Origin of the sequence: Oligella sp. HMSC05A10, from assembly GCF_001808335.1 — a bacterium.
Taxonomy (GTDB): Bacteria; Pseudomonadota; Gammaproteobacteria; order Burkholderiales; family Burkholderiaceae_B; genus Oligella; species Oligella urethralis.
Window position 1 is genome coordinate 1 of sequence record NZ_KV792910.1, and the last position, 14,636, is coordinate 14,636.

General features: G+C 40.7%; 13 protein-coding genes. 5 read left to right on the forward strand and 8 right to left on the reverse strand.

What is annotated here, in order from left to right; all coding sequences use genetic code 11:
• Nucleotides 1–769: 769 nt before the first annotated feature.
• Nucleotides 770–2,158 (reverse strand): FAD-binding oxidoreductase, encoded by a 1,389-nt coding sequence (locus HMPREF3144_RS05100; RefSeq protein WP_070476751.1) that lies wholly within the window; start codon nucleotides 2,156–2,158, stop codon nucleotides 770–772.
• A gap of 195 nt (nucleotides 2,159–2,353) precedes the next feature.
• On the opposite strand from HMPREF3144_RS05100, the gene HMPREF3144_RS05105 reads away from it, so the two are divergent.
• The 5 genes from HMPREF3144_RS05105 (at nucleotide 2,354) to dmpG (ending at nucleotide 7,203) form a co-directional block, all read left to right on the forward strand.
• Complete coding sequence (locus HMPREF3144_RS05105) at nucleotides 2,354–3,346, forward strand: TRAP transporter substrate-binding protein (RefSeq protein WP_070476752.1); 993 nt, start codon at nucleotides 2,354–2,356, stop codon at nucleotides 3,344–3,346.
• A 106-nt stretch (nucleotides 3,347–3,452) separates the two neighbouring features.
• Complete coding sequence (locus HMPREF3144_RS05110; RefSeq protein ID WP_070476754.1) at nucleotides 3,453–3,935, forward strand: TRAP transporter small permease; 483 nt, start codon at nucleotides 3,453–3,455, stop codon at nucleotides 3,933–3,935.
• A complete protein-coding gene (locus HMPREF3144_RS05115; protein ID WP_070476756.1) occupies nucleotides 3,932–5,212 on the forward strand; it encodes a TRAP transporter large permease in 1,281 nt (426 codons plus the stop codon). Before HMPREF3144_RS05110 ends, HMPREF3144_RS05115 begins: the two co-directional genes overlap by 4 nt.
• 52 nt (nucleotides 5,213–5,264) lie before the next feature.
• Nucleotides 5,265–6,155, forward strand: coding sequence for an acetaldehyde dehydrogenase (acetylating) (locus HMPREF3144_RS05120; RefSeq protein WP_070476758.1), 891 nt, complete (start codon nucleotides 5,265–5,267; stop codon nucleotides 6,153–6,155).
• 25 nt (nucleotides 6,156–6,180) lie between these two features.
• Entirely contained in the window at nucleotides 6,181–7,203 is a 1,023-nt protein-coding gene (gene dmpG, locus HMPREF3144_RS05125) for a 4-hydroxy-2-oxovalerate aldolase (protein ID WP_070476760.1), read from the forward strand.
• 114 nt (nucleotides 7,204–7,317) lie between these two features.
• Here the strand turns inward: dmpG and HMPREF3144_RS05130 are convergent, their stop codons facing one another.
• From HMPREF3144_RS05130 to HMPREF3144_RS05160, 7 genes are all read right to left on the reverse strand, one after another.
• On the reverse strand, nucleotides 7,318–8,016 hold the full coding sequence (locus tag HMPREF3144_RS05130; protein WP_210394297.1) for an ABC transporter ATP-binding protein: 699 nt from the start codon (nucleotides 8,014–8,016) through the stop codon (nucleotides 7,318–7,320).
• On the reverse strand, nucleotides 8,000–8,734 hold the full coding sequence (locus HMPREF3144_RS05135; protein ID WP_070476764.1) for an ABC transporter ATP-binding protein: 735 nt from the start codon (nucleotides 8,732–8,734) through the stop codon (nucleotides 8,000–8,002). Before HMPREF3144_RS05135 ends, HMPREF3144_RS05130 begins: the two co-directional genes overlap by 17 nt.
• Before the next feature lie 3 nt (nucleotides 8,735–8,737).
• Nucleotides 8,738–9,700, reverse strand: coding sequence for a branched-chain amino acid ABC transporter permease (locus HMPREF3144_RS05140; RefSeq protein ID WP_070476766.1), 963 nt, complete (start codon nucleotides 9,698–9,700; stop codon nucleotides 8,738–8,740).
• A gap of 3 nt (nucleotides 9,701–9,703) precedes the next feature.
• Nucleotides 9,704–10,579: a branched-chain amino acid ABC transporter permease gene (locus tag HMPREF3144_RS05145; protein ID WP_070476768.1), complete on the reverse strand. Its 876-nt coding sequence runs from the start codon at nucleotides 10,577–10,579 to the stop codon at nucleotides 9,704–9,706.
• Nucleotides 10,580–10,611: 32 nt separating this feature from the next.
• On the reverse strand, nucleotides 10,612–11,793 hold the full coding sequence (locus tag HMPREF3144_RS05150; RefSeq protein WP_070476770.1) for an ABC transporter substrate-binding protein: 1,182 nt from the start codon (nucleotides 11,791–11,793) through the stop codon (nucleotides 10,612–10,614).
• A gap of 375 nt (nucleotides 11,794–12,168) precedes the next feature.
• Nucleotides 12,169–13,473 carry an ABC transporter substrate-binding protein gene (locus HMPREF3144_RS05155; protein ID WP_083290392.1) on the reverse strand — a complete coding sequence of 435 codons (1,305 nt, stop codon included), beginning with the start codon at nucleotides 13,471–13,473 and terminating at the stop codon, nucleotides 12,169–12,171.
• Between the two features lie 15 nt (nucleotides 13,474–13,488).
• Nucleotides 13,489–14,619 (reverse strand): zinc-dependent alcohol dehydrogenase family protein, encoded by a 1,131-nt coding sequence (locus HMPREF3144_RS05160; RefSeq protein ID WP_070476773.1) that lies wholly within the window; start codon nucleotides 14,617–14,619, stop codon nucleotides 13,489–13,491.
• Nucleotides 14,620–14,636 lie beyond the last annotated feature (17 nt).

Below are 14,636 nucleotides of genomic sequence, written 5' to 3' on the forward strand. Positions count from 1 at the left end.
ATTTAGAGGGTGACAACTATCCTGACATAGAGAGCAGAGAAACCGACTTAACATAGATCGCCCTCGTCTTCTGCTTCAAAGCGCAGGGTCGTCATGGCATAAGAAACCACGCTGATCTGATCACCTTACATCCGCTTGGTACGCTCGAAAGCAATCTGATCTACCAGTGGCTGATACTAATTTGCCAAGCGTTCAAGGAAATGATAAATCGCACTGATCTCAAGCTTAACACCTCGGTATTTCAATAAGTAATCAACGGTTTTAAATTTACTCAATGGGTAAACTAAGCGCGCAATCACCAAGTGCCGAAACAGCTCGTCCTGCACGAGATTAAACTCAATCGCATCGTAAATACGATCAAAGATAAGTTCCGGCCCAATCAGCTGTACTTAATTGTTCTGAAACGAAGAGACGATCACTAAGGATTTACTGTCTTCTTCATGAACCTCAAACTCAAAGCTCAGTTGGAGTTTCTAGCTGTCCATGAGTTGCCTTGCTTTGGCTTTTAAGTGCTCAATCTCTGGACGCTCGGTGGCGCAACCAATCGTTTTAATCAGTCGGTTTCAGCTATTTTCCTTGCTAAGTATTTGAATACTAACGGATCCTGGTTTGTTTTTTCTCTCAAAGGAACATACTAACACCTGCGGGTCACCCAAAAATGACCTTATTTTTACTAAGCTATTGATTTATAAGTAATGATTGGGTTACCCACGAAAATAAGTGACGAAGACAGGTGATTCTTCACTCCTTAAGGAAAATTAGCTTACTCTTAATCTTGAACTTTTCCTGGATTCAAGATGTTTTTCGGGTCCAAAGCTTGCTTCATTAATTTCAGGGCTTGTATCTCAGCTGAACTCCGACTATAAGATAACCATGGTTTTTTATGTAAACCAATACCGTGCTCAGCTGACACAGAACCATTATTCTCACGTACAACCTCATAGAAAGCCGCCTCAATCTCTAAAGCCACTGTATCATCTGGCACAGGTCCTACTACCACATGGATATTTCCATCGCCCACGTGACCAAAAAACATCGCACGGATACCCACAAAACGAGTATTCATTATTTCTTTCAATATTTCTGCACAATGCCCAATACTAGAGATTGGGAAAGAAATATCAAAATTAATCGTGGGAGCGTACCTTTGCAACAATTCTGCAATTGAATCTCTTAATTTCCAAAAAGATTCTGCATCAGAATGAGTCTGCGCTATTGCCGCATCAATAACCCATCCTTTTTCTAATGCATACTCTAACACAGCTTCAAACTGTCCGGATTGCATAGATGGATTGGCACTTTGTTGTTCCATCAATACATAAACTGGATAATCAGAAGACAACGGGGCACGTATACCCTCCTCGGTCACAGCCTCTTTATAAAAACTTTGCCACATAACTTCAAAAGCACTGATTTGACCTGAAAGCTGCTGTTGCGCATAAACCAACAACTGTTCCACACCAGTAAAATTATCTAACGCCACAAAGGCAGTATTGGCGCCGTTAACTTTTGGATGCAACTTAACTACGGCTTTAGTGATAATACCTAATGTTCCTTCGGAACCGATAAATAGTTGCTTTAAATCTGGACCGGCATTATTTTTAACCATTTTATTTAACATGGGTAGTATCGTCCCATCAGCTAAAACCACCTCCAACCCCAACACTAAATCACGGGTCATACCATAACGAATCACACGATTACCACCCGCATTAGTAGCAATATTACCCCCAATTTGACATGAACCCCGCGCTCCAAGATCTAGTGCAAAAAAGAAGCCAGCTTCCTCCGCTACCTCTTGCACTACTTGTAATGGTGTCCCTGCCCATACTGTCATCGTGCCAGAAACACCGTCAATTTCTATAATGCCTTTCATCCGCTCCATGGATATAACAACACAACCCTCGACCGGTGTTGCGCCCCCTGCAAGACCCGTCAAGCCACCTTGAGGAACGACTGGACATCCTAGCTCATTACAAGTTTTCAAAACTTTCGATATGGTTTCAGTATTACGTGGCATCACAACCGCACTGATCTCACCACCCTTTTCTCCACTCCAATCCTGATGATATTTTTCACTGATGTCGTCACCAACCAACAAATCTTCTGTAGGAAGAATGCTGCATAACACTTCAATAATCAATGTTTTATCGTTCACCTTTACGTCCTCTCTAATTTCTCATTTATTGAGAATAAAAATCAATAGTTGAAAATTATTGAAAAATTTTACCACTGACAATATAATTTCGTCATCAATAACAATTAAGCAACAATAATGACATGCAAATGACTTTGCAGTCATATATTGAACTTCTAACCCTTGCGACATCAGCAACACTCGGAGACTTTAAACATGAAAAACTTATTTCGTAAACACAAACTAGTTGTAAGCTTAGGCCTATGCGCATCACTTTTTGCTAGTTTAGCTCATGCTAATACTGTCCTTAAAGCAGGTCACGCTTCATCTAACACCAGTACTGGACATGCTGCTTTCGAATTTTTAGGCAAAGAATTAGCTGAAAAAACCAAAGGTCGCATCACTGTAGAAATCTTCCCAAATTCACAATTGGGCAGTGAGCGTGAACTAGTAGAAAGTATCCAGTTAGGAAACGTAGATTTGGCTTTTGCCTCTTCCGCCGTGCTAGGTAATTTCAACAAAGAATTCTTTGCGTTAGACATTCCATTCTTATTTAAAGACCGTGAAAGCGTTTATCGCATCCTGGATGGAGAAATAGGTCAACATCTGCTTAAAAGCCTAGAGTCAGTCGGAATTAAGGCTGTAGCCTTTTGGGAGAACGGCTTCCGACAATTAACAAACAATAAAAAAATCATTCATACACCAGATGACTTAAAAGGCATGAAAATGCGTACCATGGAAAATGAAGTACACATTGCAGCATGGAAAGAAGTTGGCGCCAATCCCTCGCCTCTAGCTTTTGGTGAGTTATTTACTGCCTTACAGCAAGGTACTTTTGATGCACAAGAAGGTCCTATCAATTTGTTCTACGATATGAAATTCTACGAAGTACAGAATCACATCACTAAAACTAATCATGTATATTCCCCCTGGCCTGTCATGATCAACCCTGATGTTTACAATCGTTTCAGCGACGAAGACCGTGCTATTTTTGATGAGGCTATTAAGAAAACTACAGAATTCCAACGCGCTCAGGCACAAGAAGCTGATGCTAAAGCCATCGCTAATATGCCTAATATGACAATCACTGAGTTAACACCTGAGCAACTTGCTGTCTTTGCCGAACGCATGGGCCCAGTACACGAATTAGTAAAGAAAAAAATCGGTGATGACATCGTTGATCGCATCGTTAAAGAAGCCAATCGTTAGCATTAAAGTTTCAGCCTAACAAACTAAATAAATTGTTTTCTCTAATGGGCAAGAAATACTTGCCCACCTGGCTGCAACCTTCCATAACAGCATATAGGGTTTCTTCATGTTTAAATTTCTAAACAAGCACTTAGAAGAAAGTATCTTGGTATTGTTACTTTCAATCATGACCATATTAATTGGCGCGCAAGTTTTTATGCGTTATGTACTCAATGACTCGCTCACTTGGTCTGAGGAACTTGCTCGTTACTGTTTTATCTGGGCTACTTACTTGGGTGTGTCCTATGGCGTACGTGAAAACGCACACATTTATGTTGAAATCGTAACTAACCGTCTACCGATATCTTATCAACGATACGCCGCCATTCTTTCACACTTTGTGTTTATCTTTTTTGCAATTATAGTAATGAAAGAAGGTTATTTGCTAAGTATGAAAGTTTTCAAGTTTGGGCAAACTTCATCGTCACTTAATATTCCTATGGGATATATCTACTTAGCTCCCACTGTAGGCTTTGGTTTGGTTATTTTGAGGCTACTGCAAAAAATAACACAAGAAATCCGAACAATACGTTTTGCGAGGCAATCATGATTTCATTTTTGCTATTTGGTTGCTTCATCCTGCTTTTAATACTTCGAGTACCTGTTGCAATTTCACTTGGTCTCTCTTCCGCTTTAGCTCTACTTTACAGTGGAAAAGTAAATAGTAGCTTTATCGCCCAAGGCCTCGTCACATCAATCGACTCCTTTCCTTTAATGGCCGTCCCTTTCTTTATTTTAGCGGGAGACCTGATGGGGCAAGGAGGGCTATCTCGACGACTACTGAACGTGGCAAGCATTTTCTTCGGTCGTTACACAGGTGGTCTTGCAATTATTGCTATAGTGACTAGCATGTTCTTTGCAGCTATCTCAGGATCTGGTCCTGCAACTGTTGCAGCTATTGGGGGACTGATGTTACCCGCCATGGCAAAGGCGGGATATGACAAAGGCTTTTCTATCGGCCTGATTGCCTCTGCTGGGAGCATAGGAATCATCATTCCTCCTAGTATTCCTATGATTATTTATGCGGTCTCTGCCAACGTTTCCATCACACAAATATTCCTAGCTGGTATTATTCCTGGCTTAATGATTGGAATAGCCTTAATTTTTACGGCTTATATCAATGCGCGTCGAGAAGGTTACAAAGGCTCTGATAAACGTTACTCATCAAAAGAGATCTTCCAAACAGTTTGGGATGCTAAATGGGCTTTATTAGTTCCTGTTATTATTCTTGGCGGGATTTACGGTGGGGCATTCACTCCAACTGAAGCTGCAGCCGTTGGTGTTATTTATGGCTTTATCGTCGGCGTTTTTATCTACAAAGAATTAAAATGGTCAGATTTATACCGTGTGATAGCGGGCTCTGCACTAACCTCAGCAACAGTAATTGTAATTGTAGGTACCGCCACCATCTTCGGACGCATGTTAGCCATCGAACGTATTCCATTCATGATTGCTGATTACATCGTGCACATCACCGATAGCCCTATCCTTATTTTATTGCTGATCAACGTATTTCTCCTTTTAGTAGGTATGCTCATGGAAACCTTGGCAGCCATCATTATCTTGGTTCCCATCTTGCTTCCTGTAGTCACAGCAGTGGGAGTCGATCCAATTCACTTTGGAATTGTGATGATCGTTAACTTAGCGATAGGCTTAGTAACACCACCTGTCGGCGTCAACCTTTTTGTTGGCTCCCGAGTTGGCGAAACCAGCTTAGAAAAAGCTATTAGTGGCTCAGTTCCGTTTTTCATAGCAATGCTATTGATGTTGTTACTATTCACATATATTCCGTGGTTTTCGCTTTTTCCCTTAAGCTTAATCGATTGAAAATAGCGATCGTTATTCACACTTTTTCTTTTGTTTCACTTTGGAGAGATACATGACTGAAAAAATTCGTGCCGCTATTATTGGACCTGGCAATATCGGTACAGACTTACTTGCCAAATTGATGCGTAGCCCTGTTTTAGAGCCAGTTTGGATGGTGGGAGTGGATCCACAATCGGACGGTCTGAAACGCGCTGCCAAACTAGGCTTAAAAACCACTTCTGAAGGTGTAGATAGTTTATTACCCCACGTAGAAACTGATAACATTCAAATCGTATTTGACGCAACCAGTGCTTACGTTCACAAAAACAACTCTGACAAACTAACACCGTATGGTGTCATGATGATTGACTTAACGCCAGCTGCAATAGGTCCTTTTTGCGTACCCCCTGTTAATCTAGAAGACTTAATGGAGGCTGGTACACAAAATGTAAATATGGTGACCTGCGGAGGCCAAGCAACAATACCTTTAGTTCATGCTGTATCACGAATACAGCCTGTTGAATATGCTGAGATCGTTGCTACTGTCTCGTCTCGGTCCGCTGGTCCTGGCACTCGTAAAAACATAGATGAATTCACGACTACGACAGCAGGTGCGGTAGAGCGAATTGGTGGCGCTCGCCGCGGTAAGGCCATCATCATTTTAAATCCTGCTGAGCCACCTTTAATTATGCGTGATACAGTTCATTGTTTGACGGACGGCGATCCAGATGAAGAACGCATCACCGAATCGGTGCATGCCATGATAACCGAAGTACAAAAATATGTTCCGGGTTATCGCTTAGTTAATGGACCTGTATTTGACGGAAATCGTGTTTCTATTTACCTAGAAGTAGAAGGACTTGGCGATTATTTACCTAAATACTCTGGTAATTTGGACATCATGACTGCGGCAGCAGCGCGTACAGCTGAAATGTTTGCTGAGCGCCTGCTTGCCAAACAATGACACCCTCTTTAAAAAGGATTGCGTAATGAGTAAACACAAAATTATTTTGCATGACATGTCGCTACGTGATGGAATGCACCCTAAACGTCATCAAATCACTTTAGAGCAAATGCGTAGCATTGCTCGAGGGCTTGACGAAGCTGGAGTCCCCTTAATCGAAGTCACACACGGCGATGGTTTAGGTGGTGCGTCAGTAAACTATGGCTTTTCTGCACACAGTGACGAGGAATACCTAAGCACAGTTATCCCTGAACTGAAACAAGCAAAAGTATCCGCTTTATTAATTCCAGGAATTGGAACTACTAGCCATCTTCACATGGCTCATGACTTGGGCGTTAGCACCATTCGGATAGCGACTCACTGCACCGAAGCCGACGTAGCAGAACAACACATTACTCTGGGTCGTAAACTTGGTATGGATACCGTTGGCTTCTTAATGATGAGCCATATGAACTGCCCAACAGGACTAGTAGAACAGGCCAAACTTATGGAAAACTACGGCGCAAACTGCATCTACATAACCGACTCTGCAGGGCACTTATTACCTAACACTGTCAAAGAACGATTATTGGCTGTTCGAGATGCACTAAACCCAGAAACAGAATTAGGTTTCCACGGACATCATAATTTAGCAATGGGTGTAGCAAACAGCGTCGCAGCTCTTGAGGCTGGCGCAAATCGAATTGACGCCGCTGCCGCCGGCTTAGGTGCTGGGGCAGGTAATACTCCGATGGAGGTATTAGTCGCAGTATTAGACCTAATGGGTATCGAAACTGGTGTTGATGTTTTCCGTATTCAGGATGTAGCTGAAGATTTGGTAGTTCCTATCATGGACTTCCCAATTAGAGTAGATCGCGATGCCTTAACCTTGGGTTATGCTGGTGTGTATGGTTCCTTTTTGTTATTTGCTAAACGCGCTGAACAAAAATTTGGTATCCCCGCCCGTGAAATTTTAGTAGAAATGGGTAGGCGAGGAATGGTTGGTGGTCAAGAAGACATGATCGAAGACACCGCTTTGTCTTTATTACGCAAACGAGAAATAAATTAAAAACCCTCTTGGTAAGACAGTTGCTTGGTACAAATCATGCAACTGTACTTAACCTAAGCAAAATAACTGGATCTATGATAAAAACCTCTAACAACTTCGCTATTTTTTAACCACTCACATACCAAGATACACTTGCTGTATTTGTGGATCGTCACGCAATTCAGACCCCGTCCCTTCAAGTGATACACGACCTGTCTCTATAGCATAACCCCTATCACATATTGCCAATGCATGATGTAAATGCTGTTCAACTAAAATAATCGTCGTTTCTTTCTTAATATCAACAATTTTTTGAAAAATCTCTTCAGTCAAAATAGGCGAAATTCCTAATGATGGCTCATCAAGTAGCATCAACTTGGGTTGAGAAACCAACCCTCGAGCAATTGCCAACATTTGTTGCTCTCCGCCCGACAAACTTCCTGCAAGATTATTTATCCGTTCCTTTAATCGTGGAAACACATCTAAAACATGACTAATCATTTCTTTACGAGTGACACGAGAACGTTTGTTATAACCACCAATAACCAAGTTTTCCAAAACAGTCATTTCAGGAAAAACTTCTCGACCCTCCGGAATATATGCAATACCTAACGCAGCCATATGATGCGCAGGAACAGTAGTAATATCTTGCCCTTCAAATTTAATACTACCTGCTTTCCTGACTAATCCAACAATTGATTGTAGAATTGTTGTTTTACCAGCACCATTAGTTCCAATAATCGCAACAATTTCTCCTTTATGTACTTCAAGTGAAACATCCCATACAGCCTGAACATTTCCATAAAAACTATTTAACTTAGTTACTTCCAACATGACCATCCCCAAGATAGGCTTTAATCACTTGAGGGTCTCGTACGACTTCATTCGGTTTACCCCTCGCGATAGTTTCTCCGTTTTGCAATACTACAATCGATTCCGCTACAGCCATAACGGCCTTCATGATATGCTCAATAATAACAACAGATACCCCTTGTTGATTAATTTCATGTATCAGTTCAATAGCACGCTCTACCTCCGGAGGAGTTAGTCCACCCATAGGTTCATCCATCAATAACAAAGAAGGTTCTGTTGCTAAGGCTCTTGCGACTTCAAGCCTCTTCAGATTACCAATTGATAATGCACCGGCCATAGTTTCTGAAATATCCGATAAACCAGTCTTAGCCATTACTAAACTAGCCTTGTCTCGTGCAACTCTAATGTTCTTGCTTTTTGATAAACATGCAACCATGACATTGTCAAATACACTCAACTTTGGTAGTGGTTTAACAACCTGAAATGTACGGGCCAGTCCCTGAGCATTCAAAACAAATGGTTTTTGACCGGTAACATCCTGCCCATTAAAAATCACCTTACCTGAGGAAGGAGACATAAAACCTGCAATCATATTAAAGCAAGTGGTTTTACCAGCACCGTTAGGTCCAATTAAAGCTAAAACCTCACCCTTCTTAACCTCGAATGACACGTTATTTACGGCTGTCAAACCACCAAAACGTTTTGTTAGATTTTCTACCTTAAGCGTAGGATTCGACATAAATCAAAACCTCCCCTTGACTATCGTTCGTATTCTTTGTAATCCTTCAACTAAACCTCCAGGTAGGTAAACAATAACGAACATTATTAATAAACCGTAGACTATTAAATAAAGTGAAGGGAAGGCCTGAAGCAACTCCAAACTCTTGAGATATTCTTGCATCGAAATCAACACTGTAGAACCTATAATTGGGCCAATGATAGTACCAATGCCTCCCAACACCGTTACGAATATCATCTCTACTGACATATGGACACTCATGGTCATATCTGGATCGATGAACTTATTATACAAACCGTAAAATCCACCCGCTAGACCAGCTATAAAAGCACTAATTAATAATGCCTTGCTCTTTATTACTACTGAATTCATTCCCATAGCCTCAGCAGCATCCTGATCTTCACGAACAGCAATAAAGCTATAACCAAGCTTTGTTCGCATCAAAAAGGAAATAAATAAAGTTATTAAAACAGCTAGCAACAAAGCTAAATAAAAATATTCTTCTTTAGTGAATATCTGGATCCCAAGAAATGTAGGTCGATTCATTAGCATAATACCCTCTCCACCATTAGTAATATGCTTCATATTCCGTCCAACAATATGTAGAATCTCTGCAAAAGCAAGTGTGCCTAATGCAAAATATGGTCCCTTTAATCGAAATATTAAAAAACCAACTATTAAAGACAAAACAGCACTTAGTAGACCACTCAGAAATAATGAAATAGCCATATCTAAATTACAAAAATTAACTAACAGCATTGATGTATAGGCACCAACACCGAGAAACATGGCGTGACCAAAAGAAACCTGACCTGCAAAACCTCCTAATAAATTCCATGAGTGGCCAAGCATTATCCAAATTAATACCGTAATAGCGATAGAAAAAATATGAATATCAGCAAAAAACGGTACAGCGATGGCAATAATTACCGCAATGGTTATAGCACTAACAAGAGTGGCTTTCATCAATTACACCTTCCTACCAAACAGACCCTGAGGTCGATATAACAAGACTATAAGGAATAGAACCAACCCAAATACATCACGGTAGGCGGTACCGCCAGGTATGTAAGTTGCACCAAAACTTTCTGTGATACCCAATATAAGTCCCCCGATCGCAGCCCCTGGAATGCTTCCCATTCCTCCTAATACAACAACGACAAAAGCCTTGACTAAAAATAACGAACCTATACTCGCATATATTGGATAAGTAGTAGAGAGAACACTGCCTGCTACACCAGCATAAACCGATCCTAAACCAAAAGTCACCCCTGAAATAAATGGCACATTAATGCCCACTATTCGTGCTGCCATTGGCTTCTGCGCTGCGGCACGCATTGCCAAACCCGTATCAGTTTTCTTAAGAAAAAGTGTTAATAAAAGGAACAATACAATTGTCAATAAAAAACCCACAGCAAGTGATGCATTAAAAGTTATACCACCTATTACTAAAATCTTATTTTCCCAATAAAGCGATTCACCTGTCAGGCGCGAATAGTTAGGACCCAGAAAGTAAGGTAAAGCCGCAATATTAACAAGTAAAATACTTGCTCCCGCAGTTAACATTAAAGTATTTTCCTCGCTCCCTTTTTGTGCTTTTGATACAAAAAAACTATAAAGAAAGTACCCGATAAAAAAACAGACTGGCGTAGTAAATATAATACTTACAAAAGGATCTATTCCAAATATTCTAAAAGTGAAGTAGCTTACGAACATCCCAATCATGACGAATTCACCATGGGCCATATTTATTACTCTCATAACACCAAATATAAGAGTAAGACCTAACGCAATACTAGCGTACACACCGCCAATCATTAACCCATCAAAAAGAGTTTGAATCATTCTCAGCTACTCCTACTAATCTAATTGACTAATCAGTCCCAACCTTTGAATTTCTCAATCTTGCGTTGCGCAACATCATTTGGATAGACTGTATACATTTTTCCATCAATCCATTGAGAAAGATCTGTTATAGCCCGATTCTGATTTGTATAACCATCAAAATTTTCAAATTTTATAGGACCAAAAATTGTGTTCAAATCTGTTTCTGCTAAAGCATTACGTACAGATTCGCGATCAAAGCTCGTTGCTCTTTCCAAAGCATCTGCTAATACGTACATTGCGGCATAACCTTCTACCTCATGTTCACCAGGTTCGTGACCATATTTCTCTGTGAAACCCTTATGAAACGCTTGGAATGCCTCTTGACTACGATCTCCATGCCATGGTCCTGCTGTTAAGATTGTTTCAGATAACAAACCAGCCTGTTCTGCAAACCCCTGTATCGAATGACCCGCACCAGTACCAACAAACATTTCCGGTGACAACCCCGCCTCCTTTGCCGCCTTAATCAGTTGTGTTGCATCATTATCATCGCCTGCAGTCATAATAACGACCTGGGGATTAGCATTATTTGCGCGTACCATAATTGGCTTAAGATCCAACTCGCCCGCCTTATATTTTATTGCTGTATAGTCAATACCTGTCTTTTTAATATAGTCTTTTAACCCGTACTCATACAGTGCCTCACCAAAAGCATTGTCTACATTAATGTGTACTACCTTTTGTGGTGGATTCTCATCAAAATAAGCCTTTAGAGTAGTCGGATACATTCCTGAAGTAGGATTCATGCGGAATACATATTGATAACCTGATCGCGTGGCAAGATCACTTGAACCGTGATCAATCAAGTATGGTATTTGATTCTCTTCAGCAACTTGCGCCTCAATCAAAGTAACCCCAGAGGATCGTCCACCTGTCAGAACAAGAACGCCCTTATCAGAAACTAACTTTTCTGTTGCTGTCTTTCCAATTTGAGGGCGTTCTTGTGAGTCTTCGATGACTAACTGTAGCTTTTTACCTTTAATTCCACCAGCAGCATTAATCTCATCAAGAGCCATTGTATAAGCCTGTTGGAATTTCTCACCAAACACCGCTGAATTGCCTGTCATCGGCAAAACTGCACCAATTTTAATCACTTCTTCAGCAGCGACCGTAGTTGTAGTGAGAGTCATAGCTAATAAAGCACTCGAAATGATATTCATTTTCTTACTCATACACACTTCTCCTATGTTGTTACTAGTATCACTGTAGTTATCAAACGCTTTTATCTGTCACCACAGCGGAATCTAACAGCCTTTTACGCATTGTTAGTAATTTCTTTATACAAAAATCTTTATCTTTACCAATAGCACCTACTGTAATGCAAAGCACTTTATATAAATGAATACATTTCAGTATATGTATTCTCAAAATTAAAGAAATCAGGAATAACCCAACTATATAATGAGTTACAAACACTCTCATTGCACACTTTATTTCAAATAAAAGTTGAGTGCTAAATACCTTATAGCTATAGAAAGGGCTGAAACATAAATGTATGCCGCCCTTACCTATAACTAGACAATTAAAAAATCATCACACAATCAATTTTATTCGTGACTATATGTCTTATATTCGTCGCCGACCAATATCGAATCATCTAAAGTTTTTAACCAAGCTTGCGTTTTCACACCTACAGGTGCCGTTAGAGGCTCACCAGGATAAATTATCATGTCATCTAAAATCATAAAGGGATACTCGTCCACTTTCTTTGTGGTTCCAAATAATTGTGCTTCATAAGCTTGTCCATCTGCTCTATTAATTGTTAATTCACGACCAAAACCTTTGAAACTGATGTCATGCATGGCTTCTGCAACTTGCTCAGGACTTGGCCAAGCTCCACTATTATTTTCAATGGCCTTTTCATATCCGGCTTTAAGACCTTGTAAGGCTTGAACCATGTGATAGACTGAATAAATGGGATAGGAGCCTGTTTTTTTACGGAACTTATCCACAAACGCAGCATGCGCTTCGTCATCTTTAGTTTCAGGATGGAGAAAATAATGATCACCGCGAGCCCCGATCATAACTCCCTCTGGCAAACTTGCTCCTAATCGTTCAAGAGAGCTTTCTGCCAATGGCAAAATAAATGTCGAGTTATTAAACAAGTTTCTTTGGGATGCTTGTCTTACAAAGTTATCTAAATCTCCACCCCAAGATGTAGATAAAATAACATCAGGCTTTAAAGCTGATAAACGGCTAATCTCTGTAGAAAAATCTGGGGCGCCAAACTTAGGGAACATTTCAGCAACAACCTTTACATCAGGCTTAAAGCGCTTCAATGTATTCAAGAAAATATCCCTAGAGTCTCTACCCCAAGCATAATCTTGATTAATCACAGCGATAGTCTTGAAGTCGGGTTTTTGTTGAAGTAAGTATAGGACTGCTGCCACCATTTCAGAAGTTGCATTTGCCTGTGTCCGTACGACATACTTATATTCCCTCTCTTCTAATACCTTCTCAGTCCCACAGTCCCATAAAATATTCAAAACCTTAAGATCTTCAGCAACTGGAGCAACAATATTACAATGACCACTCGAAATCGCTGACAACATAACCCTCGTCCCGCCTTCAGCTAATCGCCTATATTCTGAAAGCAGTTTTTCACTCCCACCACCCTCATCAATATAAGTCGGAACAATTTTCACTCCATCGATACCACCTGATGAATTAATATTCTCAATAATCATATCAGCTGCCTCTTTAGCAGGAATACCAAATACAGAAGCCGAACCTGATAAATAAGTTGAAATACCAACTTTTAATTCTGCAGGTTTGTCCTGAGCGAAAGCGTTTGTCATGGACATTAGCAACGCAGCAGTACCCAACACACTTAAAACTTTATTTTTAATCATTTTTGTCTCCAATTTTTAATCAAAAATTATTGCATCTCTTAAACTACTACCAGACGCAAGATGATCGAAAGCCTCATTAATAGAGTCCAAGCTAAATGTCTTGCCCATCATCAGATCGACTGGTAACCTACCATTTAGATATAAGTCAATATATCTTTCAATATCACGTGTTGGGACACCTGAACCTAAGTAACTACCCTGAATTGTTCTCTCCTCCCCGACCAATTGCACCAAAGATAAGGCAAAACTAGTTCTTGGATTTGGTAAACCTGAAGTAATAGTAGCCCCTCCTTTCTTTGTTAAATTATGCGCTGTCTCAAAAGCATTAACTGCTCCTGCCATATCTAATCCATAGTCCACACCACCACCAGCTGCATCTAATAGCTCAGCCGGACTATTAAAGTAAGTGGGATTTATCGCATGGGTAGCACCCATCTTCTTAGCTAAATCCAATTTTTCATCACTTAAATCAACTGCCACTATTCGACGAGCGCCTGAAGCAACTGCAGCCAATAAAGCACTAAAGCCCACTCCTCCCAAACCAACAATAGCTACGGTATCTCCAGCCTTAACCTTTGCACGATTAATGACGGCACCTGCGCCTGTCAGAACGGCACAACCAAACAAGGCCGCCTCTCTATGACTTAAATCTCTCTCTATTTTCACGCAGGAACGAGCTGAAACCACCGCATATTCTGCAAAACATGAAACACCTGTTTGATGATTCAATACCTCACCGCTCTGGGATCTAAGACGCCTATCACCTCCAAGCAACGTACCTTCGGAATTAGCTTTTTGACCCGGTACACAAAGGGCTGGTCGGCCCTCAGAACAAGGCAGACAACAACCACAACTTGGAACAAAAACTAAAACCACATGATCGCCAACAGACAACTCTTTCACTCCAGCACCTAACTCAACAACTTCAGCCGATGCTTCATGACCAAGAACGATAGGAAGCCCTCTAGGACGATCTCCATTTATTACCGAAAGGTCTGAGTGACACAAACCAGCCGCTCGTATCTTAACTAGTACCTCCCCTTGAGCAGGCGGATCTACTGAGACTTCCTCAATACTCACTGGTTTACTAGCACTATAAGGCAAGTCTGTAGACATTTCTCTAAGAACTGCAGCTCTAAACCTCATAGAAACTCCTCCTTAAT